Consider the following 25752-nt stretch of genomic DNA (forward strand, 5'->3'; position numbering starts at 1 on the left):
GGTGCCCGCACGCCGTTGTGCGGGCACCCGGGCCCTCTCGTGTTGCCGTCACCGCGGCCGGCCTTGACGACGTCGCAGGTCAGGGCAAGTCAGACCGGCCGCGGAGCTCTCCTGCCAGGACCTAGCCCAGGCGCTGAACCAGCGCGTGGTACTCGTCCCACAGTTCCTTGGGGGTGTGCTCGCCGAACGTGTTGAGGTGCTCCGGCACGAGCGCGGCCTCCTCGCGCCACACGTCCTTGTCGACGGTGAGCAGGAAGTCGAGCTGGGACTCGGACAGTTCGAGACCGTTGGTGTCGAGGGCACCCTTGGCCGGCAGGATGCCGATCGGGGTCTCGACGCCCTCGGCCCGGCCGTCCAGGCGGTCGACGATCCACTTCAGGACACGGCTGTTCTCACCGAAGCCCGGCCACACGAACTTGCCCGCGTCGTCCTTGCGGAACCAGTTCACGTAGTAGATCTTCGGCAGTTTCGCCTGGTCCTTGTCCTTGGCGACGTCGATCCAGTGGCCCATGTAGTCGCCCATGTTGTAGCCGCAGAACGGCAGCATGGCGAACGGGTCACGGCGCAGCTCGCCGACCTTGCCCTCGGCGGCGGCGGTCTTCTCGCTCGCCACGTTGGCGCCGAGGAAGACGCCGTGGTTCCAGTCGAAGGACTCCGTGACCAGCGGGACCGCCGTGGCGCGACGGCCGCCGAACAGGATCGCCGAGATCGGCACGCCCTTGGGGTCCTCCCACTCGGGCGCGATGATCGGGCACTGCGCGGCGGGCACGGTGAAGCGTGCGTTCGGGTGGGCGGCGGGCGTGCCGGACTCCGGTGTCCAGTCGTTGCCCTTCCAGTCCGTCAGGTGGGCCGGAGTCTCCTCCGTCATGCCCTCCCACCAGATGTCGTTGTCGTCGGTCAGCGCCACGTTGGTGAAGACGGAGTTGCCCCACAGCGTCTTCATCGCGTTGGCGTTGGTGTGCTCACCGGTGCCGGGCGCGACGCCGAAGAAACCGGCCTCGGGGTTGATGGCGTACAGCCGGCCGTCCTCGCCGAACCGCATCCACGCGATGTCGTCACCGATCGTCTCGACGGTCCAGCCGCCGACCGTCGGCTCCAGCATGGCGAGGTTCGTCTTGCCGCAGGCGCTCGGGAAGGCGGCGGCGACGTACTTCGAGGCACCCTGCGGCGGGGTCAGCTTGAGGATGAGCATGTGCTCGGCCAGCCAGCCCTCGTCGCGCGCCATCACGGAGGCGATGCGCAGCGCGTAGCACTTCTTGCCGAGCAGCGCGTTGCCGCCGTAGCCCGAGCCGTACGACCAGATCTCGCGGGACTCCGGGAAGTGCGAGATGTACTTCGTGGAGTTGCACGGCCACGGCACGTCCGCCTCGCCCTCGGCCAGCGGCGCTCCGAGCGTGTGCACAGCACGCACGAAGAAGCCGTCGGTGCCGAGTTCGTCGAGGACCGGCTGTCCCATGCGGGTCATGGTGCGCATGGACACGGCGACGTAGGCGGAGTCGGTGATCTCCACTCCGATCGCGGAGAGGTCCGAGCCGAGCGGGCCCATGCAGAAGGGCACGACGTACATCGTCCGGCCGCGCATCGAGCCGCGGAAGACACCGCCCTTGCCGTCCGTCCCCTGGAAGATCTCCCGCATCTCGGCGGGCGCCTTCCAGTGGTTCGTCGGGCCGGCGTCCTCCGCCTTCTCCGAGCAGATGAACGTCCGGTCCTCGACCCGCGCGACATCGGTCGGGTCGGAGGCGGCGTAGTAGGAGTTGGGGCGCTTGATCGGGTCGAGCTTCCTGAAGGTGCCCTTACGGACGAGTTCCTCGCTCAGTCGCTCGTACTCGGCTTCGGATCCGTCACACCAGACCACGCTGTCCGGCTCGGTCAGTTCGGTGATCTCGTTCACCCACGAGATCAGTGCTTTGTGGTTGGTGGGTACGACGGTGGGAGCCGCGATGTCGCGCGCCACGATTGCTCCTAAATGAGGGATTTTGTTTGTTGTGCCCCGTGGGGGCTGCGACCCGGATGCTTCACGATGCTCATGCCCTGGCGCTCATCCGGTGCCGACCGCACTCATTTGATCATCCGACTAGACCGCGCATATGTCCAGAGGGCCTCACAGCTGAGCGGAGTGACCATCGCCACTCACCTCCAGGTCCTCTCCGGGTTTTCTCCGCGCCACTTCGGGTTCACCCTCGATATCGCGACGTGCCGCGACGTACCGCACCCCGGGCGTGCGTGAGACCATGGCCACTATTGACCGGTCATCTGGCCACACTGATAGGTAACTTACGGTTCCGTAGGTAGAATTCGGCCCATGACTGCGTCCGTCCCCGACGCGCCCACGGACTCACCGGCCACCGGCCACGACTCCGTCGCGCACTCCGCGTCGCACTCGTCCCCGTCGCACCTGTCCCTGCCGCACCCGCACGTGCCGGACGAGATCAAGCCCAAGCTCCGCGGCTGGCTGCACCTCGGCATGTTTCCGGCCGCCCTCGTTTCGGGACTGGTGCTCACGGCGCTCGCGAGTTCGACCCGCGCCCGCATCGCCTGCGCGATCTTCGCCCTGACCGCCTGCCTCCTGTTCGGAGTGAGCGCGCTCTACCACCGGGGCAACTGGAGCCCGCGCATGGACGGCGTGCTCCGCAGACTCGACCACGCGAACATCTTCCTGATCATCGCGGGCACGTACACACCGCTGACGATGCTGCTGCTGCCGGACGCCAAGGGGCAGTGGCTCCTGTGGAGCATCTGGGCCGCGGCCGCCGCGGGCATCATCTTCCGGGTGTTCTGGGTCGGCGCCCCCCGCTGGCTCTACACCCCCTGTTACATCGCGATGGGCTGGGCGGCCGTCTTCTTCCTCCCCGACTTCATGCGGGCGGGCGGGATCGCCGTACTCGTCCTGGTGGTCGTCGGCGGGCTGCTCTACAGCGCGGGCGGCGTGATCTACGGCATCAAGCGGCCCAACCCGTCACCCAGCTGGTTCGGATTCCACGAGGTCTTCCACTCCCTCACCGTCGGGGCGTTCGTCGTGCACTACGTCGGGATCTCGCTGGTGGCCTATCAGCACGGCTGATCGCCCGGCCGTCTCCCACCACCCCCCTTTCAAGGAAGCACTTCGCGCCTTTCCTCTCGGCCTTCTCGACCCTCTTGGCCCGCTCAACCCTCTCAGCCGTCTCGACCTTCTCCACCGACTCCGCCTCAGTGGCCGTGGCTTCGAAGCCGCGGCCACTCTGCATGTCAGAGCGGCGACGCCCACCACGACGACTCCGAGAACGACAGCCGCACCGCCGACCAGATATCCGGCCACGCACAGCAACGCCACCACGAACGCCGGCACCTCGAAGCTGCCCCTCACGAACCCCACCTCCCCCCTCCGCCTCACAGAACGTGAATCAGCCCCACCTCAGAGTGACATGCCGCACTGACAATGCACCCGCCCCGACAACACACACTCTCTTTTTATTGACAGACACCATCTTTTGACAGCTACTCTCATTTCATCGATACTTCCACTCAAGACAGCGCCGTACCGCTCGCCGCCTCCGCCGACGCCGCATACGTCCACGGCATGAACCTGGTCCTGCTGGTCAGCGGTGTCGCGGCGCTCGTCACCGTGCTGCTGGCGGCGGCGCTGCTGCCGAACGCCAAGCCGGCCGGGCCCACCGACCGCCCCGCGCCCGGGTGGGACACCGACATGGCCCCGGCCGCCGCCGATGCCGGACAATGAGCCCCATGGCCGCCACCGCACACAGCTCCGCCTCCCCCACGGAGCCCCGGCTCGGACTCCGCGAGCGGAAGAAGCAGAAGACGCGGATCGCGATCCGCGACGCGACATACCGGCTGATCAGGGAACAGGGGTACGACGCGACGACCGTCGAGCAGATCGCGGAGGCGGCCGAGGTGTCCCCGTCCACGGTCTTCCGCTACTTCCCGGCCAAGGAGGACATCGTCCTCACCGACGAGTTCGACCCCATCCTGGAGCAGGAGCTGCGCGCGCGGCCCGCCGACGAGCCGTGGATGGACTCCCTGCGCCACATCCTGCGCAAGGCCGTCGGCCCCGGGAACACGGAAGAGCCCGAGGTGACGCGGTTGCGGACCCACCTGATGGTCCAGGTGCCCGCCGTGCGCTCCCGGATGATGGAGAGCATGTCGGTCACCGGCCGCATGCTGTGCCGCGTCCTCGCGGAGCGCACCGGCAAGGACCCCGACGGCCTCGAAGTACGCGTCTACGCGATGTCCCTGATCGGCGGCCTGATGGAGACCTCCATGTACTGGGCCGAGAGCGGCCACGAGGAGAACCTCGCCGACCTCGTCGACCGGGCCCTGGACGTCATGGAGAAGGGGCTGACGCCCTGAGCTTCGAAGCAGACGTGACGAACGACGGACAGGAGGAGCCGGCCGTGGACAATGGCGACAGCGAGCGCCACCGTACGCTCCCGGAGAAGGCCGAAGAGGCATGGCTGTACCAGCTGGCCGACGAGGCGGGGTCCGAGGGGAGCGACGGTTCCGTCTCCCTTGATGAGATGACTTCCGCGCTCCGCGCCCACCGCGCATACCGCCCCAACTAAGCCTCTGACCGCCCGCCCTGCCCAGAAATCCCCGAGGTCGCGGCCTACGTCCGTGGCATCCTGGGCTGGTGAACGGACCGGAGATCCACGTCGAATTCGCCCCGGAGCTGGGGATGTTCGTGCCGCGCGGACGGCGTGAAGGCGGCGGGACCCAGGTCGTCACCGACGGTGTCTCGACCCTCGGCCATGTCGTCGAGTCGCTCGGCGTCCCGCTGACCGAGGTCGGCTCGCTGGTCGTGGACGGCCGCGAGGTGCCCGTGTCCCATGTCCCAGCGGCGGGCGAGTCCGTCCACGTGCGACCGGTCGAGCGCCCCCAGCGGGTTCCCGACGCTCCCCTGCGCTTCCTCCTCGACGTCCACCTCGGCACCCTCGCCCGTCGGCTGCGCCTGCTCGGGGTCGACACGGCGTACGAGTCGACAGACATCGGCGACCCGGCCCTCGCCGCCCGATCCGCCGCCGAGCGGCGCGTCATGCTCAGCCGCGACCGCGGACTGCTCCACCGCCGCGAACTGTGGGCGGGCGCCTTCATCTACAGCACCCAGCCGGACGACCAACTCCGTGACGTACTGAGCCGGTTCGCACCCGAACTGAAGCCCTGGACACGGTGCACGGCGTGCAACGGCCTGCTCAAGGAGGCCAGCAAGGAAGAAGTCGCGGACCGGCTGAAGAGCGGGACCCAGCGGTCGTACGACGTCTTCGCGCGGTGCGAGGAGTGCGAGCGCGCCTACTGGAAGGGCGCGCACCACGACCGCCTGGAGGCCATCGTGGAGCACGCCCTTGCCGAGTTCGGGACCTGAGGGGAGGCCTGCTGGCGCCCCGCCCCCCATCAGATCCCTACAGATTCCTACCGCTTCTTCAGATCCTTCGCCCCGCAGGCCACCCCGTCCTTGTTCGGGTCGAGCTTCAGGGGATCGTCCTTTCCGTTGACCTTCAGGCGGCCGTAGTCGTTCGTCTTGAGCCACGCGCAGCGCGCGGCCGTCGTCTTCTTCACCTCGTCGGGGAAGACGGTCGGTACGCAGACGTTGATCGAGCCGTAGTGCCGGTCGCACCCGGAGATCGTCGGGCTGACCGGCTGCGAGGCCCGCTTCTTGCCGGGCTCGGTGACCTTGCCCTGAAGGGAGTCGGCGAAGGAGTGGACGTGCGCGTCGGCGCTCGACTCGGCGGCCATCGCCGACGGGCCCTGCAGATGCACCCACTTGGCCACCGACGGCACCCCGTTGGCGTCGACCGCGAAGAGCATGTACCAGCCGGGCGGCGCGAGGTTGGGGTTGCTCGTCACGTTCAGGTCGACGTTGTTGCCGTCGACGGACAGCGGCAGGTCCACGAACCGCTGGTTCGGGTCGGAGGAGTGCGTCACCGCGGCCGGGCGGATCAACTCGGCCTTGGCGATGGGCCGGTCGACGGTGATGCGCTGCGTGTCCCCGTACACCCACTCGTTGTCGATCACCGAAGTGATCGTGGGGCGGGCGCCCTTGAGGAGGTACGGCGGGGTGTAGATGGACACGTCGTGGTTCCAGGTGCCGTTGCCCGGGTTGTCGCCGGTCGTCATCACCCGGCCGTCGGGCAGCAGGAACGCGGAGGAGTGGTAGCCGCGCTCCTCCGGGTCGGGAGCCACCGGGTCGAACGTCGAGGTCGCCGGGTCGAAGATCGACGACTCGTACACCGGGTTGGCCCGGTTGTGCAGGGCGCCGCCCGTCTCAAGGACCTTGCCGTCGGGCAGCAGTACGGCGGAGACGTACATCTTGCCCTGGTTGCCCGTCTGGGCCACCTGACCGGCGCCCAGGTCCACCGTGCCCTGCGGCAGCGGCGGGCCGACCGTGTACGTCGGGTTGGCGGCCTTGAGGTCGATGATGTCCGTCAGGCGGTTGGCGTCCGGGTTCGAGTCGATGTTGCCGCCGCCGATGGTCAGGACCTTCTGGTCCTGGGCCGGGGGCAGCAACACGCTTGCGGACTGGTCGCGTTCGTCCTTGTTCTGGAGTCCCGGGATCGATGTCACCGTGTTCGCGCCGTAGTCGTAGATCGCCGAGCCCGTGCCCGGCGTGCCGTTGCCGAACACATGGCTGCCCGAGTAGAAGAGGCGGCCGTCCTGCATGAGGATCATCGACGGGTACAGACCCCAGTACGACCAGGTCTGGTTGACCTGCCAGAGCGGCAGCCACTTCTGTTCGTCGTCCGACCAGAGTTCGGCGGTCACCGAACCGGTGGAGTCCTCGCGCAGACCGCCGAAGGAGATGATGTCACCGTTGCCGAGCTCGGTCGCCGACGGATACCAGTGGCCGTCGTTCATGTCGTTCGTCTTGCTGTACGTCTCGGTGACCGGGTCGAAGATGTACGAGTCCTTGTACCCCTCGTACCCGTGCCCGCCGACGACCGGGAACGCCTTGTTGCCGCTCATCACGAGCACGCGCCCGTCCTGCAACTGCACATGCCCCGCGCAGAACATGTCCTTGGGCGTCGGGATCGTCTTGTACGTGCCGGCCACCGGGTCGTACACCGCGCTGGTGAACGTGCCCGCGTTGAACTGCTCCTCGCTGTTCCCGGAGCCCGCGATCAGCAGCACCTTGCCGTTGTTGAGGACTACGGAGTGCATGGAGCGGACCGGGTTCTGCGTGGGCAGCACGTCCCACTTGCCGTTGGCGCACTGCTCGGCGGTGCCGGTGCAGGTGGGCGGCGGGAGCGTGTCGGCGACCTGTTCCATCGTGTAGTCGTCGGTGGTCGCGGAGCCGGTGCCGTAGACGGAGACACCCCAGGTGATGCGGTCGGTGCCGACGGGGACCGCGGGCGTACGGACCGTCGCCTGGGTCCAACTCCCCTGTATCTCCAGCGTCTTCAGGTCGGTCCAGTACTGCCAGCCCGCCGTCGTGTCGTGCCGGAAGAGGGTGAGCGAGGTGTCCGGGGTCGTCGACTTGTACCAGAGACCCAGGTCGTACTGCTTGCCCGGAGTGACCGGCGGCGCGCAGGTGGCGGACTCGGTGATCAGCGCCTTGCGGTCACCGTCGACCCGGCGGGTCAGCTCGACCTTCATGGCCTTGGTGCCCGAATGGGCGCCGGCCACCGTGGAGAAGGTGAAGTCGTTGTCGCCCCAGCCCGACTTCTCCCAGCAGTACGGCATGCCGTCCGTACCGGCCGTCTCGAAGCCCGGGTTGGTGACGAGGTTGGCGGCGGAGGCGGGCTGCGGCGAGATGAGCAGCAGGCCCGCGGCGAGGCCGGCAATCGCCAGGAGCGAGGTTCTCCTCCGTGGTCGTACGGTGTGTTTCACGCGGCTCTCCTTGCTGTGCGGCTGCTGCTCCCGCCCGCGGACTCACTGCTGCGGCGCGGCAGATAGACCAGCGCTTCGGTTCCGACGAAGCGCAGGACGAAGGTCGTCACCAGGGCCAGGGCCGTGGCGGGGAGTGCGCCCATCCCGAAGTGCCCCACGAACAGGGCGATCAGCGGGATGCGCAGCACCAGATCGGCGTTGGCGATCAGGGCGAACCGGCCGACGCGGTCCCACCAGTTGCGGTGCTTGCGGCGCTCACGGAACAGGAGATGCTCGATGAGCAGGAAGTTCCAGGCGACCCCGAGCTGGTTGGCGAGGATCTCCGCCGGCAGATAGTGCATTCCGGCGGCGGTGAGGGCGTACAGGCCCAGCAGGTTCGGTACGAAGCCGGTGGCGCCGATCAGGCCGAAGACCACCATGCGCGCGACGGGCGATGCGGTCCGCAGCCCGACCAGGTGGCGCAGGAAGCGGAAACCCTCCTGCGCGGTCGACTTGGACTCGCCCGCGAACCGGTCCTGGAAGACGAACGGCACCTCGGTGACCTCGCGGGGGCGGCTGCGCACCGCGAGTTCGAGGAGGATCTTGTAGCCGAGCGGCTGCAGGATCTCGGCGGTGACCGCGCTGCGGCGGATCGCGAAGAAGCCGCTCATCGGGTCGCTGATGCCGTGCAGCTTGCGCGGGAAGAGCGTCTTGGTCAGCCAGGTCGCGCCGCGCGAGACGGCGATGCGGTAGCCGCCCGCGAGCCCTTCGCGGCTGCCGCCCTTGATGTAGCGCGAGGCGACGACGAGCCCGGCCGAGGAACGCTCCCCGGTGGCGACCAACTCCGGTACCAGCGAAGGCGGATGCTGCAGATCGCCGTCCATGACGACGATCCAGTCGGAGGTCGCCGCCTTCAGTCCCTCGACGACGGCGCCGCCGAGCCCGCCCACGGGTTCGGCGCGGTGCAGCACGGTGACGGGGAACGGGCAGTCCTGCGCGGCCTCCCGGATCACCTCGGGGGTGTTGTCCGTGGAGTCGTCCACGAAGACGACCTCACAGGGCAGCCGCGTGGGCACCGACTCGGTGATCTGGTGCAGCAACTCCCCGATGTTCGCGGCCTCGTTGAACGTCGGTACGACGATGGTGACGGCCCCCGGTTCAGGAACCTCCGCAGCCCGTACGGCCGGATCGCCCAGCTCGTCAGGGACAGTGCTCTCGAAGCTGCTCATCGACTGCCTCCGTCGGTCGCTGTGGTGGTACTTCCTTCGATCCGCCGGATCTCGATCCGGTCCTCGCCCTTGCCGAAGGTGGCGACGGGCGTCGAATGCTCCATCGCCGCCTTGACGTTGGGCAGGTCGACCGCGTCGCGCCGCACGGTCGGCGAGGCGACGACGTAGTCGAGGTCGCGCCAGCCGTCCGGCATCGTCTCGGTCACCGCGGGGTCGAGGTCCGCCTTGTAGAACCAGATGACGCCGAGCCCCGGCTTGTAGCCGGCGTGCACGAGGTCCAGCCAGAGCGCGTCGTCGACGAGGACCCGGGTCTGCGCCGGGTTCTCGACCTCGGTCTTGAGCCATGAAGAGGCCGCCCTGTAGGGGGCGTTGGCGTCGACGGTGACGGCGGTGCGGTTGCCGTCGTACCAGCGCGGTACGACGTAGGCGGCGGCGCCCGCCACGAGCAGCACCGCCGTCACCCGCCGTCCCCACAGGATGTACCGCTTCTCGTCCTCGCTGCGCCATCTGCGCAGCACCGCGTGGGCGACGCTGGCGGTGCCGCCGGCCAGGACGAGCGCGAGGAACGGCAGGGCCTGGATGACGTACATCGCGGGCAGATAGCCGCTCGGGCGCATGGCCACCAGGGCGAGGATCGCCACGGTGAGCGCGGGTCCGGCCAGCGCGCGTGCTGTCACCGACCAGCGCCAGGTGACCAGGAGCAGCAGGGCGCCGGCGAGGCCGCCGAGGGGCAGCACGCGGTCGTAGTAGAGCCAGGACTGCAGAACGCCGTACGAGCCGGTGCCGGAGTCGAGGATGAAGCCCGAACCGGGGCGGCTCATCTGGTACTTGATGCCGTCGAAGAGCGAGACATGGCCCGCGCCGGAGAACAACTCGCCCTTGAGCAAGGCGAAGAGCGGGTACGCCAGGCCGATCAGGGTGCAGGCGGTGATGGCTCCGGTGAGCGCGAACTTCCGGGTGTCGCGGTGGCCGTGCCGCCACATGGTGACAAGCAGCGCGGGCAGGATGACGAGCATCGTCTCCTTGGTGAGCACGGCCGCCGCGGCCGCGATGCCCGCCCCGAAGTGGTGCCAGAGATGACGGCTCGGGGAGGCCGCGAGGCAGAACGCGAGCAGCGTCCACATCACCGCGATGTTGTCCAGGAAGATCTCGCGCTGGAGCACGACTGACAGCGGCGAGAGCCCGAAGAGCACCATCGCGAGCCCGGCCGCCCACGGGGGCAGCGAGAGGCGGCGCGCGAGGACGTAGACGAGGACCGCGCTGATGGCGCTGACCAGGAGCATCGCGAAGCGCATCGAGCCGACCGTCATCAGCCCGGGGCTGATCTGGGCGGGGATCCAGGTCAGCGCGGCAATCTGGATCCAGCCCAGTGGCGGGTGGTCGTACCAGTACGTGTAGTGGGCGAGGCCGTTGCCCTCCTGCACGGCCCAGGCCTGGGCGAGGTAGGTGCCCTCGTCGTCACTGAGGGTCGGGTAGTCGGCGATGTTCCAGCCCTGCACGACCATGATCGCCACGAGGAGCGCAAGGCACAGCAGCAGATCGGGGCGCGAGCTGCGAAAACGTAGCGGCGGACGGGGATCGGGGACGTTTTTGGGCGCAAGGGGCCGCTGCGCGGGGACCGTGGAGGTGGCCACCGCGGGAAGGGTGGAGGTCACGCGGGAATGTCCTCTCGGGACTCTCGGGCTACCGAACTACTGGACTCTCGGGCTGCCGGACGGGCGAAGTCGCGATCTCGCCGGTTGGCGGTCTCACCACTGGCGATCTCGCGGACTAGCGGGCCGCTTCGACTTCGGTGAGGTGCGCGCCGACATGGCTGGTCAACTCCCAGTCGTTGCGCCCCCGTTGCTCGCGCCAGACGGCTCGAACGGCGGCGCCGGCCAGCAGCACCTGGTAGAAGGGGCCACCTACGATCAGCTTCAGGTAGTGGACAAAGCGGACGCGAAGCCCGTACTGCTTGCCGAAGTCGTGCAGTCCGACAAGCTCGAAGACGAAGGTGACCAGTGCGGTCACCGCCGGCAGGAACGTGATGAACGCGATGCCGACCGGCACGTCCAGGAATAGTGCGATGGCCACGTTGAGCGGAATGACCACGCCGGAGACCGCCTGAAGGTACGGCGTCATGAGGGTGTAGCGGGCCAGCAACCGCTGCCCGAATCCTGGGAGTTGCTTCCAGTCCTTCTTGCGGTAGACCTGAAGGAAGCCCTGGTTCCAGCGAGTTCGCTGCTTCATCAGCGACATCAGGCTGCCCGGGGTCTCCTCCCGGGTCACCATGTCGGAGTCGTAGGCGACGACGACCTTCTTGCCGACGCTGGACAGTCGCACGCCCAGATCGCAGTCCTCGGCCAGGCAGTCGGGATCCCAGCCGTCCGCCTCCCGGAGCACGTCCGTCCGCACGAAGACGGTGTTGCCGCCGAGCGGGATGAACCCTTTCTGCGCGTGCAGATGGAGCCTGGACCGGAACCAGAAGAAGTACTCCAGGCAGTTGCGCAGGCTGTACCAGCTGGAGTTGAAGTTGATGAGCTGCACGCCGCCCTGGACGACGTCCGCACCCGTCGTACGGAAGGCGTGGTCCACGTGGGCGAGGAGCTCCGGGTGGACCTGGTCCTCGGCGTCGAAGACTCCGACGACATCGCCGCGGCAGTGCGGCAACGCCGTGTTCATGGCCCTCGGCTTGTTCTTCTTCTCGTGGTGGTCGACGACGACCCTCACGCGCGGGTCGCGTGCCGCGGCGCCGCGGGCCACCTCGGTGGTCTCCGGGTCGTCGTGCCCGACGATGACGATGATCTCGAAGTCGTCATGGCTCGACTCCAGCAGCCGCTGGATGGTGTGGTCGAGTACGGCCTGCTCGTGCCGAGCGGGCAGCAGCAGCGAGAACGCCAGGCCTTCGCCGCCGTCGGGACTGCTGAATCGGGTGGAAGCGAGCACCTCGGGCGTACGCCACGCGTGCATCTGCCACCACAGGGTGAAGGCCGCCATCCAGAACAAGGCCAGCGAAACGGCAGCGATGAAGACAGACGTGAGCAACAGATCCCCCCAGATCCCAAAAACCCCCTGTCACGACAGTGAGTCACTCCTGCCGCGTCAACGTGCAGAGACTATGGGGGAACTGTGAAGCCGGGAAGCTCATCAGATAAATAGAATGTTTCGGAATGCCCCATCGAGTAACGGCGAGTACCCGGACGTATCCCGCTACGTCGGAGGTTTACGGTCGCTGTAGTCCCATGTCAGACGGCATTTCCGCCTCCCACGGCCTCGCGCACCCGCTGAACGTCGGAGGTCGGAGCGTCACAGGTGAAGTTACGGCAAACATAAACGGAGGGCAGGCCGTTGACCAACGGACGGTCAGCGAGCAGCGGAAGTTCGTCACTCTCCGCAGCGCCGACGGCGACGACGGCCCCCGGCGCGGTGCCCAGGAGCGCCGCCCGATGCAGTTCCCGGGTCGCGGGATCCTCCATCGGACCCACCACGGCGATCTCCCGCGGCCCGTCGAGCAGCGCCTCCGCCGCGGCCAGCCCCCAGCCGACGAAGCGCGGCACGCGCGGCCCGAGCGCCTTCACAACCCCCAACGCCCGCTCCGCCGCGGTCCGATGGGGCTCCGCCCCGGTCTGCGCCGCATACGAGAGCAGTGCGCCGGCCGCCGCGTTCCACCCCGAGGGCGTCGCGTTGTCGGTGGGATCCTGCGGACGCCGGATCAGCCGCTCGGCGTCGGCGGCCGTGTCGTACAGAGCACCGGTCTCGGCGTCCGTGAACTGCACGAGCACATGGTCGAGCAGGAACCCGGCGAACTCCAGCCACACCCCCTCACCGGTGACCCCCGCCAGCGCGAGGAACCCCTCGGCGACATCCGCGTAGTCCTCCAACACGCCCGCGTTAGCCCCGACTTGGCCGTCCTTGCTGGTACGGGCCAGCCGCGCCCGGTCGTCCATGTGCAGCCGTACGAGGAGATCGGCGGCGCCGATCGCGGCCTCCACGAGGTCCGGACGCTCGAAGTAGGCGCCCGTCTCCGCGAGGGCGGCCACCGCGAGCCCGTTCCAGGCGGCGACGACCTTGTCGTCACGGCCGGGGGCGGGGCGCTCCGCGCGGGCGGCGAGCAGCCGGCCACGGATTCCGTCGATCTTCTCGGCGTCGAAGACACCTTCGCGCTGCGGGAGTTGGAGAACGGAAGCCCCCTCCTCGAAGGTCCCCTCCTCGGTCACCCCGAAGTAGTCGGCGGCGAGTTCGGCGTCCTCCCCGAGGACTTCCCGCAACTGCCCGGGCGTCCATACGTAGTACGCCCCCTCGACATGCTTCCCGTTCCCGTCGTCACTGTCGGCATCGAGCGCGGAGGCGAACCCTCCTTCGTTCGTGCGCAGTTCGCGCACCATGAAGTCGGCGGTCTCCAGCGCGACGCGACGCGCGAGCTCGGACCCGGTGGACCGCCAGAGGTGCGCGTACACCCGGCAGAGCAGGGCGTTGTCGTACAGCATCTTCTCGAAGTGCGGCACAACCCACTCACGGTCGACGGAGTACCGCGCGAACCCGCCGCCGAGCTGGTCGTAGATCCCGCCCCGCGCCATCCGCTCACCGGTGTCGACGGCCATCTGGAGCGCGCCCTCGGATCCGGTCCGCGCGTGATGCCGCAACAGGAACTCGATCACCATGGACGAGGGGAACTTGGGTGCCCCGCCGAATCCGCCGTACTGCGCGTCGTACTCCCGGGTGAGCCCGAGCAGCGCCCCGGCGAGCTCCTCCTCCCCCGGAACCGAGGCGTCCCCGTAGCTCAGCTTCCGCCCGGCGAGGTCCCGCACGATCTTCTCCGCGACCTCGGTCACCTCACCGCGCCGCTCGGTCCAGGCACTGTGCACCCCCTCCAGGACCTGCCGGAAGGCCGGCATGCCGTGGCGGGGCGTGGGCGGGAAGTAGGTCCCGAAGTAGAAGGGCTCGGCGTCGGCGGTCAGGAACACGGTCATGGGCCAGCCGCCCTGACCGGTGGCGGCCTGCACGGCCTCCATATAGACGGCGTCGACGTCCGGCCGCTCCTCGCGGTCGACCTTGACACTCACGAAGTGCTCGTTCAGATACGCGGCCGTCGCCTCGTCCTCGAAGGACTCGTGAGCCATCACATGGCACCAGTGGCAGCTGGAATAGCCGACGCTCAGCAGTACCGGCACATTCCGCTTGCGCGCCTCGTCGAAGGCCTCGGCCGACCAGGGCCACCAGTCGACGGGGTTGTCGGCGTGCTGGAGGAGGTAGGGGGACGTCTCGTGGGCCAGTCGGTTCGGCATACCTCCATCCTCGCGCACCACACCCCTCATCGCCGCGCAGGCACCGTACTGATCCACGGATCCGGCCGGCCACGGTGATGATCCGTGCGCACCCTCGCGCGGATGCCCCGTACGCAGGACACTTGGCGGCGACAGATGTTGCCGCCGGAGGGGGACGTGACATGCGGGACAGCCACCGGGCGGATGCCGAGCGGCTGTTGGCCCGGGCCGTGGAGGAAGAGGTACGGCGGTCGGGCGGACGAACCGACGGGGGCGTGCTTCTTTCGCGGGCCCGGGGTGCGCTGGACGCGATGGGAGAGACGGCGGCCGAGGAGTACGGGGCGTACACGGGAGCGCTTGACGAGGCGGAGGCGGGACGGCTGACCTTCGGGCAGCGGTACGCCCGGGACGGCGCCGGAACTCCTCTGCTGGTGGCGGTCGTTGCAGCGGTCGCGGCCGTCGTGGCGGACCTGGCGCTCGGTACGGGCACGGGGACGGCGCTCGGTGCGGGGGCGACCGTGGGCGTGGTGGGCGCGGCGGCCACCGTGCTCAAGGTGACGGCCGCGCATCTGCCGGCGGCGAGCCGCCGGGCCGGGGCGCTGGGACAGCCGGGCGGCGCCGAGCAGTTGCGTCTGCAGTGGCTGACGGCCCTGGAGGTACGCGGGATCCGGCCCTTCATCGACCAGCAGCGCGTGCTCAGCGCCACCACGGGCGCGAAGCAGGGCGGGCCCCAGCTGCGGCGCACCGACAAGAGCGCGGCGGCCAGGCGGCGCAGTGTGCTGGAGCAGTCCTTCGGTCAACTGCCCGACCTGGAAGGCCCGTTCGCCGGTCGTCGCGCCGAGCTGTCGCGGGTCGCGCAGTGGGTGCACGCGGCGCGCGCGAGCACGGAGACGAAGCCGACGGTGGTGGTGCTGTACGGCGTGCCCGGTTCCGGCCGCAGCACGCTAGCTATCCGGGCGGCGCATGCCCTGAAGGACCAGTTCCGGGGCGCCTGCGTGGTGGACCTGCGCGGCGACAACCCCGAGGAGTCGCCGCTGACGACGCGTGACGCGCTGCTCCATCTGCTGAATCGTCTCGGCGCGCCGCGCGAGCAGCTTCTCTTCCGCGAGCGTTCCTCGCAGAACCAGCAGGACCAGCAGGTCAGGCGGCTGACCGAGCTGTACCACCAGCACCTGACCGGCCTGCCGGTGACGATCGTGCTGGACGACGCGAGCGACGCCGAGCAGGTCCGCATCCTGGTCCCCGAGCGCTCGGACAGCCTGGTCCTGGTCACCGCCCGCAAGCCCCTCGACCTGCCTGCCGACCTCGCCGCCTGGGTGCACCAGCTCCCCGTCGAGGCGCTGGAGGCGGCTGGCGCCGAGGAGCTGCTGAGCGCGGCCGCACAGGACAAGTCGGGTCCTTACGACGCCGAATCCTCCGACCGCGTAAGGGAGTTGTGCGGCGGCCTGCCGCTGGCCCTGCGCATCGCCGGCTCCTCGCTCGGCCCCCGGACGCCCCGCCAACTGGCCTCGGACCTGGCGGCGTACGGCCCGGTCGAACCGGTCGAGCGCGTCCTGTGGCTGCGCTACACGGACCAGACGGACACGGCCCGCCGGCTGCTGCGCCGCCTCGCCCTCGCGGGCCGCGCCTCCCTGGGCGCCGTCGCGGCCGCCTCCCTCCTCGCCACGGACGAGCCGGAGGCCACCCGCCATCTGACCGCGCTCTCCCGGGCGGGCCTCGTCGACCACGTCCGCGGCAGCCGCTACCGCCTGCACGACCTCGTCCGCACCTTCGCGCAGGCCCGCCTCCTGGACGAGGAGGAACCGGCCGAGCGTACGGCGGCCCAGGAACGCCTGATCGTGAACTACGCGGAGCTCGCGGACTCGGTGATCCGGCTCGTCGACGGCAAGACGTCCACGCGTGCCGACCAGTTCGGCCCGCACGGCTTCACCTCTCTCGACGCGGCCCTGCGCTGGCTGGACGACGAGTCGAGCTTCATCACGTCGGCCCTGCGGAACGCGGAGGGCGTCGACCAGGCGGCCGTACTCCATCTCCTGGGCGCCCTCTGCGACTACTGCCTGCTGCGCGGCGACCTCTACCGCCTGGGCGAGATCAGCGAGTTGACACAGGCGGTCGACCAGGGCCTGCTCGTCCGCTCGGTCCAGTGGCGTACGGGCATCGCGGCCCGCCAGCTCGGCGAGCTGGACAAGGCCCGTACGACGCTCTCCTCGGTCGTCGACCTCTACTTCGAGGCCCACCAGGACGCGGGCGCCGCCCTTGCCCTGTGCTCCCTCGGCATCACCCTCCACCACCAGGGCAACCTCACCGGGGCCGTGGCGAAGCTCCAGGAGGCCATGGACCTCCAGGCCTCGCCCGAACTGGCCGGGGACCGCGCCTGGACGATGCACGCGCTGGCGGGCGTGGAACGCGACCGCTCCCGGCTCGCCGTGGCCCAGGACCTGCTCACCCGGGCCCTGGTCCTGCACCGCGAGAGCGAGTCCGTGCACGGCGAGGCGTGGGCGCACTTCCACCTCGGCCAACTGGGCCTGCGGATGGGCGACGTTCCGCGCGCGGAGCGGGAGTTGCGCGAGGCGCTCGAACTGTACGGCCGTACCCGCGACCCGCGCGGCGAGGCCTGGGCGCTGACCCAGCTCGCCCGCGCCCGCCTCGTCGCCGGCGACCCGTCCCCCGCGGTCGACGGCCTGCGCCAGGCGGCCTCCCGGCACCGCGACAACGAGGACGCGCGCGGCGAGGCGTGGACGCTGTACTACCTCGGCCAGGCCCTGGAGGAGACCGGCAACCTGGACCAGGCGGTGCGCGAACTGGAGCGCTCCCGCACGATGTTCTCCCGCATGCGTGACGTGTACGGACTGGCCTGCGCCCGCCATCACTCGGCCCGTGTCACCCGCGACCAACGGGCGGGCCAGACAGGCTCGTTGCGCAACTCCGGCTTCGCCCGCCAGCTCCTCGTCGACGCCCGCGCCGACTTCCAGCGCATCGGCGTCGCCCACGGCGAGGCGTGGACGTGCCTGGAACTGGCCGTCGTCGACGGCGGCAACGCCCGTACCCAACAGGCACTGAAGCTGTGCGACGAGGCCATCGCCCTCTTCACCTCCTACGGCGACCGCCGCGGCGAGGACTGGGCCCGCTTCCTGCGCTGCACCCTGCTCCCCTACGCCGCCCCCGGCGGCTCCGAGATCGGCACCGCCGTCGCCCAGGAGGAACTCAGCCGCCTCTCCCGCACCGGCCACGCAACCCGGGACACAAAACTCGACGACTACGTCGAGGCCTACCAACTCCTCCTGGAACGAGGCGTAAGCCTGGAAACCGGCTGGCAGGCATGGCGCCTCCAGATGGTCCCCAAGCGACACGCCCGGGACGTGATGGGGGTGGCGGTGGGCGCGGGGCGGGGGTGAGGGCGCGCGCCGGGCGCGGGGGTGACGGCGGCGGGCCCAAACGGCACCGCACCGCAGCGGCCAGGGCGCATCGCGCCGCAGCGAGGCGGCGTACTGCTGCGAGCGCCTCGCGTCGATCGGGCTCGGGCGGGTTCAAACGGCACCGCACCGCACCGCACGCGTGCGTCCGGCAGCGGCGTGGCCGCCGCCGACGGGCGACCGGCTCCGCCCGATGGGGCGGAGGCACCGCGCCGAGGCGCGGGAGTGAACAGGCAGGCGCAGCGCGGCACGCCGACCGTCTGCGACCGCTGACGGCTCAGCGACCGCAGGCGCTCACAGGCCGCGCGCCGACGAGGGGTGGCGCCTCACCGCGGGTCGAACTCCCGGCTCGCCGGTCAGCCCTTCTCGGCCCTCCCCGCCGAGGCCTTCGCAGGCGAGGGCTCATCGGCCGAGGCGTCCGGGCCACCGCGCCTCTCGGCCGAGTCACCCCCTCCCCCCTTGCCGGAGGCACCCGCCTCGAAGTTGTCGTTGACCTTCCCCATGTGCCGGTTCATGGACTTCATCAGTGCCCACACCGCCAGGGCCATCGCCGCGAAGACGATGAAGCCGAGGACGCCGGGGGTGACCTTGTTCTCGTCGACCTCCTTGGCGAGGGGGACGAGGTGCGTCAGTGCCAGGCTTGCGCTCATGTCAGGCATTGTCGCGGATGCCCGCAAAGAGGTCGTCCTCGGGGAGGGAGGTATCGACGAGGGACTTCACAAGCTCGTACTCCTCGGTCGGCCAGACCTCCTTCTGGAGCTCCAGCGGGACCTTGAACCAGCCACCGTCGGGGTCGATCTGCGTGGCGTGCGCGATCAGCGCCTTGTCACGGATCTCGTAGAACTCGGCGCACGGAACGTGCGTGGTCAGCGTGCGCTCGGTGCGCTCGAACTCCGACCACCGCTTCAGCCAGTCCCCGTACGGCGACTCCATGCCGCGCTCCAGGAGGGCGTGGTGCAGCGCCTCGGTGCGCGGGCGGTTGAAGCCCTGGTTGTAGTAGAGCTTCTGCGGCTGGAACGCCGGGCCGAACTCCGGCTCCGGGTACTTCTCGGTGTCCGCCGCCGCCTCGAACGCCACCATCGAGATCTTGTGGGTCATGATGTGGTCGGGGTGCGGGTAACCGCCGTTCTCGTCGTACGTGGTGATCACCTGCGGCCGGAAGGCACGGATCTGCTTCACCAGCTCGCCGGCCGCCTTGTCGACGTCCTCCAGCGCGAAGCAGCCCTCGGGGAGCGGCGGCAGCGGGTCGCCCTCGGGCAGGCCCGAGTCGACGAAGCCGAGCCACTCCTGCTTGATGCCGAGGATCTCGCGCGCCTCGTCCATCTCCTTCTTGCGTACCTCGTGGATGTGCTCCTCGATGTACTTGTCACCCTGAAGCTTCGGATTGAGGATGGAGCCGCGCTCGCCGCCCGTGCAGGTCACGACCAGCACGTCCACCCCCTCGGACACGTACTTCGCCATGGTGGCGGCGCCCTTGCTCGACTCGTCGTCGGGGTGGGCGTGCACTGCCATCAGTCGCAGGTGGTCAGTCAAGACTCGATCCTCAGTAAGTCGGCCAGTCGGCAAGTGGGCGCCCGGCGTGAATCAGCTCGATGGGCGGCTTCTATAGTGACGGAACCGGGGGGCGAATAATTCCGGGGCCGGCCCGTGGGCCCTCCTGGACCCATGCCGCCGCCCCTGCCGAGAGGACGACCATGAGCACGGCGAGCACGCAGCTTCCCGAGGGCCGGTACGGCCGCTCCGCGGACGAGCGCGCCGACCGGAAGCTCAAGGTCATCGGCGGTGTGCTGGGTGTGATCCTGCTCGTGCTCATCGGCTGGTACGGGTACGACCACGTCGCCGGGACGAAGATCAGCGCCGAGGTGATCACGTTCAGCGCGTCGGACACCGAGGTCCAGGTGCACCTGGAAGTCCGCAAGGACGCGGACGCCCACGGCTACTGCACGCTGCGCTCACAGGCCGCGGACGGCGCCGAGGTGGGCCGCGCGGACTTCCGCTTCGACCAGGACGCTTCCCGTATCGACAAGGTCCTCACGCTCCGTACGACCGCCAAGGGCACCACCGCGGAGCTCCTGGGGTGCTACGACGACTGACGTCACCCTCAGCACTTACGTGCTGACCTGCGTTGACGTAATTCTGATGCCTTATGTCCTCCCCCTTCAGCCGCTGAATTGTTAGGCTCGTGGTTTCGCCCACCGGTGGAGGAACATTCTTCTGGGTAGGGCGATGCTTTGTATTCCCAGTACCTACGAGGAGCACCTGTGACCCAGACCAGCGAGAACGTCACCTGGCTGACCCAGGAGGCGTACAACCAGCTCAAGGCCGAGCTGGAGTATTTGTCTGGTCCCGCACGCACGGAGATCGCGACCAAGATCGCGGCGGCGCGCGAGGAGGGCGACCTGCGCGAGAACGGCGGGTACCACGCGGCCAAGGAGGAGCAGGGCAAGCAGGAGCTCCGTGTGCGCCAGCTGACCCAGCTCCTGGAGAAGGCCAAGGTCGGCGAGGCTCCCGCGGCGGACGGTGCGGTCGCGCCCGGCATGGTCGTCACCATCGCCTTCGACGGCGACGAGGACGACACCCTGGACTTCCTGCTGGCCTCGCGCGAGTACGCGAGCGCGGACATCGAGACGTACTCGCCGCAGTCCCCGCTGGGCTCCGGCGTGAACGGCAAGAAGGTCGGCGAGGACGCCCAGTACGAGCTGCCGAACGGAAAGCTCGCCTCGGTGAAGATCCTCAAGTCCGTGCCCTACCAGGGCTGACCCGAGGACCACCACCCGGAGTCCGGGACCACCTGTGCCCAGGGCCCACCTGTGTCCATGACGATGCCCTCGGCCGCGCGGCCGAGGGCATCGTCACACCTGGGTCAAGGCCCGGGTCACGCAGTGGCGGACCGGTACTTGCGCACGGCCAGCGTCCGGAAGATCAGGACGATCAGCACCGAGTAGATCAGCGAGGCCCAGACCGCGTGCTGCATGGGCCAGGCGTCCGACTGTGAGACGCCCGGATTGCCGAAGAGCTCTCGCGAGGCCTGCACGGTGGCGCTGAAGGGGTTCCAGTCCGCGATGTGCCGCAGCCAGGGCGTCATGTTGCTGGAGTCCACGAACGCGTTCGAGATGAACGTGACCGGGAAGAGCCAGATCAGTCCGCCGGAGGTGGCCGCCTCCGGGGTGCGCACGGAGAGGCCGATGAGCGCGCCGATCCAGGTGAACGCGTACCCCGAAAGGAGGAGCAGCCCGAAGGCGCCGAGGACCTTTCCGGCGTTGGTGTCACCGTCCGACCCGACCCGCCAGCCGACCAGCAGGGCGACGATCGCGAGGACGAGCAGGGTGAGCGCGGTCTGCACGAGGTCGGCGAGGGTCCGCCCGGTCAGCACCGCGCCGCGCGCCATGGGCAGCGAGCGGAAGCGGTCGATGAGGCCCTTGTGCATGTCGTCGGCGATGCCCGCACCGGCGCCCGCGGTGGCGAAGGTGACGGTCTGCGCGAAGATGCCGGCCATCAGGAAGTTCCGGTAGTCGGTGGAGCTGGTGCTGCCGCCGATCTGCATGGAACCGCCGAAGACATAGCTGAACAGCACCACGAACATGATGGGCTGGATCAGCCCGAAGATCACCATCTCCGGGATTCTGGACATTCTGATCAGGTTGCGCTTGGCGACGACCAGGGAGTCCCGGATGGACTGGCCGACGGGGTTGGCGGGCGCCGCGACCTGCACGGCGTCGGTTACGGCACTCACTTCGCGTCCTCCTTCTTGCGCTTACGGCCCTTGCTGTCCTTGCCGTCCTTGCCGTCCTTGCTGTCGGCCACTCCGTTGCCCTCTTCCCGCTCCTCGGCCGCGTGGCCCGTGAGGGAGATGAAGACGTCGTCCAGGGTGGGCCTGCGCAGGCCGATGTCGTCGATCTCGATGCCGCGGCTGTCCAGCTCGCGGATGACCTCCGCGAGGAGCTTGGCGCCCCCGGTGACAGGCACTGTGAGCTTGCGGGTGTGCTCCTGGACGGTGGTCTCGCCCTTGCCGAAGCCGCGCAACACCTCGGACGCCGTCTCGATGTGCTCGCGCTCGTGCACGACGACCTCGACGCGCTCGCCGCCGGTCTGCGCCTTCAGCTGGTCTGCGGTGCCGCGGGCGATGACGCGGCCGTGGTCGACCACGCAGATGTCGTGCGCGAGGTGGTCGGCCTCTTCCAGGTACTGCGTGGTCAGCAGCAGTGTCGTACCGCCGGAGACCAGCTGCTTGATGACCTCCCACAACTGCTGGCGGTTGCGGGGGTCGAGGCCGGTCGTCGGCTCGTCCATGAACATCACCGGAGGCGAGACGACCAGCGCGGCCGCCAGGTCGAGCCGGCGGCGCATACCGCCCGAGTACGTCTTCGCGGTGCGGTCGCCCGCGTCGGTGAGGTTGAACTGCTCCAGCAGCTCCTCCGCCCGGACCTTCGCGGCCTTCGCCTTCATCTGGTAGAGCTGGCCGACCATCTGGAGGTTCTCGCGGCCGGTCAGATATTCGTCGACCGCGGCGAACTGGCCGGACAGACCGACCCGGCGGCGCACCGCGTCGGGGTTCTTGAGCACGTCGATGCCCGCGACGATCGCCTTGCCGCTGTCGGGGCGCAGCAGGGTGGTCAGGCAGCGGACGGCGGTCGTCTTGCCCGCGCCGTTCGGCCCGAGCAGGCCCAGCACGGTGCCCTCCGGGACATCGAGATCGACGCCGTCCAGAGCCCTTACGTCGCCGAAGGTCTTCACCAGGCCTTCGGCATAGATGGCGCCTGGCATGTGAGGTCTCCCAAGTGGTTGGGGAATTCCTAGGAAGGAGCTTAGTTTTCGCTGTTTTGTCCCGCCCCGCGTTCAAAAACGTTCGACCGCCTGGACAGAGCTGTGGTGGGATGTGTGGCGAGAGACACACAGTAACGCGATGTATCGCGTTACTCAACAGATTTTTACACCTCGCACTGACAATGGCTCTGACCTGGAGAGATACCCGCGGATTCCCGCAGATGTCCTCAGCGGACCGCGGCAGGCCTCAGCTCGATGACCGTGTAACCCGCGTCGCGCAGCGCCTGGTTCACCTCGGCGCAGTGCTCGGGCCCCTTCGTCTCCAGGTGCAGTTCGACCTCCACCTCCGTGAGCCCGAGCCGTGGATCGGTCCGTACGTGGCTCACATCAAGGACGTTAGCGTCGGCCACTGACAACACCCCGAGAAGTGTGGCCAGGGCGCCGGGACGGTCCGTCAGACGCAGGGTGACCGCGAGGTAGCGGCCGCTCGCCGCCATGCCGTGCCGCAGGATGCGCTGCATCAGCAGCGGGTCCACGTTGCCGCCCGAGAGCAGCGCCACGACCGGCCCCTCGAAGGCGCCGGGATCGGCCAGCAGCGCCGCCACAGGGCTCGCGCCCGCCGGCTCGACAACCAGCTTGGCCCGCTCCAGGCAGAGCAGCAGCGCGCTGGAAAGATGGTTCTCGGTCACCGTGACGACCTCGTCCACCAGGTCGCCGATGATCCGGAACGGCACATCGCCCGGCCGCCCGACCTTGATGCCGTCGGCCATCGTCGCCGGATTCTCTATCGACAGGGGGCGTCCGGCCGCCAGCGAGGGCGGATACGCGGCCGCGCCCGCCGCCTGCACGCCGACGATCCGCACGTCGGGGCGCAGCGCCTTCACCGCGATCGCGATGCCCGCGGCGAGGCCCCCGCCGCCGATCCCGACGACGATCGTGCGCACCTCGGGGCACTGTTCCAGGATCTCCAGGCCGACCGTGCCCTGCCCCGCGATGATGTCCGGGTGGTCGAAGGGGTGGATGAACACGGCCCCTGTCCGCTCCGCGTACTCCTGCGCGGCGGCCAGTGTCTCGTCCACCACCTGACCGTGCAGCCGCACTTCGGCGCCGTAGTCGCGCGTGGCCGCGATCTTCGGCAGCGGCGCCCCGGTGGGCATGAAGACCGTGGACCGCACACCGAGGAGCGTGGAGGCCAGCGCGACACCCTGGGCGTGGTTTCCGGCGCTCGCGGCGACGACACCCGCGGCACGCTCCTCGGGAAGCAGGCCGGCGATCCGCACGTACGCGCCGCGCAGCTTGAACGAGCCCGTGCGCTGGAGGTTCTCGCACTTGAGGTGCACGGGCGCGCCCACGAGCTGGGACAGATACCTGCTGCCCTCCATCGCGGTCATCCGCGCCACACCCGTGAGCATCTTCTGCGCGCCGCGTACGTCGTCGAGAGTCACGCTGGGCAAGGAGTCAGCCGTGCTGTAGCTCATGACGACCAGTCTCGCAGTTCACACGGGCCTCCTCCCGGTGTGACCACGCTCCGAGACTGGTTTACGCAGCGTCGGTACGGCCCGCGCCCCGGCCGCGTACCCTGTCCCCCAACCCAGCTCCCACGCATGAATTGAGCCCCCGGCCATGCCCACAACACCAGAGATGTCGATGGACATGACGACCGTCGGTGACACCGGTCTCCTCGACACCCTGCAGCACGAGGTCGCGGTATTCGCGCGCCGTGCCGAACAGACCCGGCTCGGCGGAGTGGGGCAGGTGCGCAACTCCATGGACCGCGCCGCCTACCTGCTGCTCAACCGCCTCGACAAGGAAGGCCCGATGGGCGTCAAGGCGCTCGCCGCGAGCATGGGGATCGACTCCTCGACGGTCACCCGGCAGGTGGCCCCCCTGGTCGACACCGGGCTCGTGAAGCGCACCTCGCACCCCGAGGACGGGCGCGCGGTGGTCCTTCAGCTCTCGCCGCGCGGCCAGTCCCGCCTCGACGAAGTGCGCTCCTCCAGGCGTCAGTTGATGGCCGAGCTGACACACGACTGGGCACCGGAGGAGCGCGAGGCGTTCTGCACGCTCCTGACGCGCTTCAACAGCGCGCTCTCGGCCCGCCAGGCCGCCCAGGGCGTGCCGGTGGACGAGTCGCAGCCGACTTCCTGAGCGACAGGGGCCGGACCGGCGTACGGGTCCCTTGGGCCCTCTGCTCCACTGCTCCACGCGCGCGTGCGCGAGGTCGGCGGCCTGCTGCACCCGTGGGTGGAAGGTCTTGGTTCACGCGCGCGTACGCGAGGCTGCCGTGCGGCATGTGCGAGCAGGAGGGGATGCTCTCGGTTCCCGCGCGCGTGCGCGAGGCTTTCCTCCCGTCCACGCGCGCGTGGACCGTTTCGTGCCCCACGCGCGCGTGCATGTGCGCCGGGCTCTTGACCGGAAGGCCGCGCCTGGCCTCATATGAGACCGGGTCCTTGTCGTTTTCGGTGCCGCATACGCGGTGCGGGATGTCGTACGCGGCCGGGGCCCCGTTTCCCTCAGGGTCGTCCTCGGGCGGGAGGCGCGGTGCGAGATCGGCAGGCGTCCCAAGGCGCCCGCCGGGCCCGGGAGTTCGAAGCGTTCGTCGCGGGCGCGGCAGGGCGGCTGCTGCATGCCGCGACGCTGCTCACGGCGGAGCCCGCGAACGCCAACCCACGTGCGCGGCGCCTGCTGACGTCCGCTCTGGCCCAGACGTACGCCTCCTGGGACCGCCTCCGCGGCGAGGACCCGTACGACCACGCCCGCCAGCACCTGGCCGTCCGCTTCGCGCACGGCGCCTGGCACCAGCACGGGAGCCTCGGCAGGGCCCGCCCGTCGCCGGACAGCGTTCTGGCGCTCCTGACACCCCAGGAGCGGCTGATCCTGGTCCTCAGGCTGTACGAGGGGGTCGCCGAGGAGCAGACGGCGGCCTTGCTGGGACTCCCCACCGAACGGGTGCGGGCGATCTGCGCCCGCGCGATGGCGACCCTGCTGCACCCGCCGCGCGGACCGGCCCCGGCCCTGGCGAAGGCGGTGCCGTCATGAGCCTGCGCGACCGCGAGGCGGCCGTACGGCGGATGCTGGAGCAGACGCCGCCGCCGGTGCCGCCCGACCTGCACGCGGACGTCGTACGCCGCGGGGGCCGCATACTGCGCCGCAGGACGGCGGCCCGCCGCCTGATGTGGCTGGTGCTGTTCGCCGCCGCGGTCGCCTTCATCGTCTGGGCGATCACGGCACAGCCCTGGGTGGAGCCGCCGTCGGAGACGACTCCACCACTGACGGGCTGGTGACCCAGACCTGATGGGTTGGTGACCC

22 protein-coding genes are annotated in these 25752 nt (G+C 69.4%); 11 read left to right on the forward strand and 11 right to left on the reverse strand.

What is annotated here, in order from left to right; genetic code table 11:
- Window positions 1–121 precede the first annotated feature (121 nt).
- The gene (locus ACFVKT_RS39170; protein WP_385741437.1) at window positions 122–1954 is read right to left on the reverse strand and encodes a phosphoenolpyruvate carboxykinase (GTP); all 1833 of its coding nucleotides are present in this window, start codon (window positions 1952–1954) and stop codon (window positions 122–124) included.
- Between the two features lie 348 nt (window positions 1955–2302).
- Here ACFVKT_RS39170 and ACFVKT_RS39175 point away from each other — a divergent pair, with 348 nt between their 5' ends.
- The 5 genes from ACFVKT_RS39175 to ACFVKT_RS39195 all read left to right on the forward strand — a co-directional run bounded on the left by ACFVKT_RS39175 (window position 2303) and on the right by ACFVKT_RS39195 (window position 5353).
- Entirely contained in the window at window positions 2303–3061 is a 759-nt protein-coding gene (locus tag ACFVKT_RS39175) for a hemolysin III family protein (protein WP_385741440.1), read from the forward strand.
- Window positions 3062–3556: 495 nt separating this feature from the next.
- Entirely contained in the window at window positions 3557–3715 is a 159-nt protein-coding gene (locus tag ACFVKT_RS39180) for a hypothetical protein (RefSeq protein WP_385741443.1), read from the forward strand.
- A complete protein-coding gene (locus ACFVKT_RS39185; protein WP_385741446.1) occupies window positions 3712–4344 on the forward strand; it encodes a TetR/AcrR family transcriptional regulator in 633 nt (210 codons plus the stop codon). Before ACFVKT_RS39180 ends, ACFVKT_RS39185 begins: the two co-directional genes overlap by 4 nt.
- Window positions 4345–4388: 44 nt before the next feature.
- On the forward strand, window positions 4389–4556 hold the full coding sequence (locus ACFVKT_RS39190) for a hypothetical protein (protein ID WP_385741449.1): 168 nt from the start codon (window positions 4389–4391) through the stop codon (window positions 4554–4556).
- 68 nt (window positions 4557–4624) lie between these two features.
- A complete protein-coding gene (locus ACFVKT_RS39195; RefSeq protein ID WP_385741452.1) occupies window positions 4625–5353 on the forward strand; it encodes a Mut7-C RNAse domain-containing protein in 729 nt (242 codons plus the stop codon).
- Between the two features lie 47 nt (window positions 5354–5400).
- On the opposite strand, the gene ACFVKT_RS39200 is transcribed toward ACFVKT_RS39195, so the two are convergent.
- From ACFVKT_RS39200 to ACFVKT_RS39220, 5 genes are all read right to left on the reverse strand, one after another.
- Window positions 5401–7668, reverse strand: a complete 2268-nt coding sequence (locus ACFVKT_RS39200) for a galactose oxidase-like domain-containing protein (protein ID WP_385741612.1) — start codon at window positions 7666–7668, stop codon at window positions 5401–5403.
- Between the two features lie 143 nt (window positions 7669–7811).
- Window positions 7812–9023 carry a glycosyltransferase gene (locus ACFVKT_RS39205; protein WP_385741455.1) on the reverse strand — a complete coding sequence of 404 codons (1212 nt, stop codon included), beginning with the start codon at window positions 9021–9023 and terminating at the stop codon, window positions 7812–7814.
- A complete protein-coding gene (locus ACFVKT_RS39210; protein ID WP_385741458.1) occupies window positions 9020–10678 on the reverse strand; it encodes an ArnT family glycosyltransferase in 1659 nt (552 codons plus the stop codon). The genes ACFVKT_RS39205 and ACFVKT_RS39210 overlap by 4 nt, the downstream gene beginning before the upstream one ends.
- A gap of 115 nt (window positions 10679–10793) precedes the next feature.
- Window positions 10794–12047, reverse strand: a complete 1254-nt coding sequence (locus ACFVKT_RS39215; protein WP_385741461.1) for a glycosyltransferase — start codon at window positions 12045–12047, stop codon at window positions 10794–10796.
- A gap of 200 nt (window positions 12048–12247) precedes the next feature.
- Window positions 12248–14287 carry a thioredoxin domain-containing protein gene (locus tag ACFVKT_RS39220; RefSeq protein WP_385741463.1) on the reverse strand — a complete coding sequence of 680 codons (2040 nt, stop codon included), beginning with the start codon at window positions 14285–14287 and terminating at the stop codon, window positions 12248–12250.
- Window positions 14288–14448: 161 nt separating this feature from the next.
- On the opposite strand from ACFVKT_RS39220, the gene ACFVKT_RS39225 reads away from it, so the two are divergent.
- The gene (locus tag ACFVKT_RS39225; protein ID WP_385741466.1) at window positions 14449–17661 is read left to right on the forward strand and encodes a tetratricopeptide repeat protein; all 3213 of its coding nucleotides are present in this window, start codon (window positions 14449–14451) and stop codon (window positions 17659–17661) included.
- A gap of 374 nt (window positions 17662–18035) precedes the next feature.
- Here the strand turns inward: ACFVKT_RS39225 and ACFVKT_RS39230 are convergent, their stop codons facing one another.
- The gene (locus ACFVKT_RS39230; protein WP_385741469.1) at window positions 18036–18338 is read right to left on the reverse strand and encodes a hypothetical protein; all 303 of its coding nucleotides are present in this window, start codon (window positions 18336–18338) and stop codon (window positions 18036–18038) included.
- Window positions 18331–19191 (reverse strand): mycothiol conjugate amidase Mca, encoded by an 861-nt coding sequence (gene mca, locus ACFVKT_RS39235; RefSeq protein ID WP_385741615.1) that lies wholly within the window; start codon window positions 19189–19191, stop codon window positions 18331–18333. The genes ACFVKT_RS39230 and mca overlap by 8 nt, the downstream gene beginning before the upstream one ends.
- Before the next feature lie 182 nt (window positions 19192–19373).
- On the opposite strand from mca, the gene ACFVKT_RS39240 reads away from it, so the two are divergent.
- Together ACFVKT_RS39240 and greA are read left to right on the forward strand one after the other, a co-directional pair.
- Window positions 19374–19772: a DUF4307 domain-containing protein gene (locus ACFVKT_RS39240; RefSeq protein ID WP_385741472.1), complete on the forward strand. Its 399-nt coding sequence runs from the start codon at window positions 19374–19376 to the stop codon at window positions 19770–19772.
- Between the two features lie 168 nt (window positions 19773–19940).
- Window positions 19941–20438, forward strand: a complete 498-nt coding sequence (gene greA, locus ACFVKT_RS39245; protein WP_385741475.1) for a transcription elongation factor GreA — start codon at window positions 19941–19943, stop codon at window positions 20436–20438.
- A 116-nt stretch (window positions 20439–20554) separates the two neighbouring features.
- On the opposite strand, the gene ACFVKT_RS39250 is transcribed toward greA, so the two are convergent.
- From ACFVKT_RS39250 to ilvA, 3 genes are all read right to left on the reverse strand, one after another.
- The gene (locus ACFVKT_RS39250; protein ID WP_385741478.1) at window positions 20555–21412 is read right to left on the reverse strand and encodes an ABC transporter permease; all 858 of its coding nucleotides are present in this window, start codon (window positions 21410–21412) and stop codon (window positions 20555–20557) included.
- Window positions 21409–22443, reverse strand: coding sequence for an ATP-binding cassette domain-containing protein (locus ACFVKT_RS39255; RefSeq protein WP_385741481.1), 1035 nt, complete (start codon window positions 22441–22443; stop codon window positions 21409–21411). Before ACFVKT_RS39255 ends, ACFVKT_RS39250 begins: the two co-directional genes overlap by 4 nt.
- Before the next feature lie 227 nt (window positions 22444–22670).
- Window positions 22671–23921 carry a threonine ammonia-lyase gene (ilvA, locus tag ACFVKT_RS39260; protein ID WP_385741483.1) on the reverse strand — a complete coding sequence of 417 codons (1251 nt, stop codon included), beginning with the start codon at window positions 23919–23921 and terminating at the stop codon, window positions 22671–22673.
- 163 nt (window positions 23922–24084) lie between these two features.
- On the opposite strand from ilvA, the gene ACFVKT_RS39265 reads away from it, so the two are divergent.
- From ACFVKT_RS39265 to ACFVKT_RS39275, 3 genes are all read left to right on the forward strand, one after another.
- Window positions 24085–24591, forward strand: a complete 507-nt coding sequence (locus ACFVKT_RS39265) for a MarR family winged helix-turn-helix transcriptional regulator (protein ID WP_385741619.1) — start codon at window positions 24085–24087, stop codon at window positions 24589–24591.
- Between the two features lie 393 nt (window positions 24592–24984).
- Window positions 24985–25482 carry a sigma factor-like helix-turn-helix DNA-binding protein gene (locus tag ACFVKT_RS39270; protein ID WP_385741485.1) on the forward strand — a complete coding sequence of 166 codons (498 nt, stop codon included), beginning with the start codon at window positions 24985–24987 and terminating at the stop codon, window positions 25480–25482.
- Window positions 25479–25727: a hypothetical protein gene (locus tag ACFVKT_RS39275; RefSeq protein WP_385741487.1), complete on the forward strand. Its 249-nt coding sequence runs from the start codon at window positions 25479–25481 to the stop codon at window positions 25725–25727. The genes ACFVKT_RS39270 and ACFVKT_RS39275 overlap by 4 nt, the downstream gene beginning before the upstream one ends.
- Window positions 25728–25752: the final 25 nt, after the last annotated feature.

The sequence above is a fragment of the Streptomyces sp. NPDC127595 genome, assembly GCF_042671685.1.
Taxonomy (GTDB): Bacteria; Actinomycetota; Actinomycetes; order Streptomycetales; family Streptomycetaceae; genus Streptomyces.

Coding starts and splice junctions, on each gene's coding strand:
- ACFVKT_RS39175 (WP_385741440.1), top strand. CDS start 2,303: ATGACTGCGTCCGTCCCCGACGCGCCCACGGACTCACCGGCCACCGGC.
- ACFVKT_RS39180 (WP_385741443.1), top strand. CDS start 3,557: ATGAACCTGGTCCTGCTGGTCAGCGGTGTCGCGGCGCTCGTCACCGTG.
- ACFVKT_RS39185 (WP_385741446.1), top strand. CDS start 3,712: ATGAGCCCCATGGCCGCCACCGCACACAGCTCCGCCTCCCCCACGGAG.
- ACFVKT_RS39200 (WP_385741612.1), bottom strand. CDS start 7,668: ATGCCGTACTGCTGGGAGAAGTCGGGCTGGGGCGACAACGACTTCACC.
- ACFVKT_RS39205 (WP_385741455.1), bottom strand. CDS start 9,023: ATGAGCAGCTTCGAGAGCACTGTCCCTGACGAGCTGGGCGATCCGGCC.
- ACFVKT_RS39220 (WP_385741463.1), bottom strand. CDS start 14,287: ATGCCGAACCGACTGGCCCACGAGACGTCCCCCTACCTCCTCCAGCAC.
- ACFVKT_RS39225 (WP_385741466.1), top strand. CDS start 14,449: ATGCGGGACAGCCACCGGGCGGATGCCGAGCGGCTGTTGGCCCGGGCC.
- ACFVKT_RS39230 (WP_385741469.1), bottom strand. CDS start 18,338: ATGCCTGACATGAGCGCAAGCCTGGCACTGACGCACCTCGTCCCCCTC.
- mca (WP_385741615.1), bottom strand. CDS start 19,191: ATGGCAGTGCACGCCCACCCCGACGACGAGTCGAGCAAGGGCGCCGCC.
- ACFVKT_RS39240 (WP_385741472.1), top strand. CDS start 19,374: ATGAGCACGGCGAGCACGCAGCTTCCCGAGGGCCGGTACGGCCGCTCC.
- ACFVKT_RS39255 (WP_385741481.1), bottom strand. CDS start 22,443: ATGCCAGGCGCCATCTATGCCGAAGGCCTGGTGAAGACCTTCGGCGAC.
- ilvA (WP_385741483.1), bottom strand. CDS start 23,921: ATGAGCTACAGCACGGCTGACTCCTTGCCCAGCGTGACTCTCGACGAC.
- ACFVKT_RS39265 (WP_385741619.1), top strand. CDS start 24,085: ATGTCGATGGACATGACGACCGTCGGTGACACCGGTCTCCTCGACACC.
- ACFVKT_RS39275 (WP_385741487.1), top strand. CDS start 25,479: ATGAGCCTGCGCGACCGCGAGGCGGCCGTACGGCGGATGCTGGAGCAG.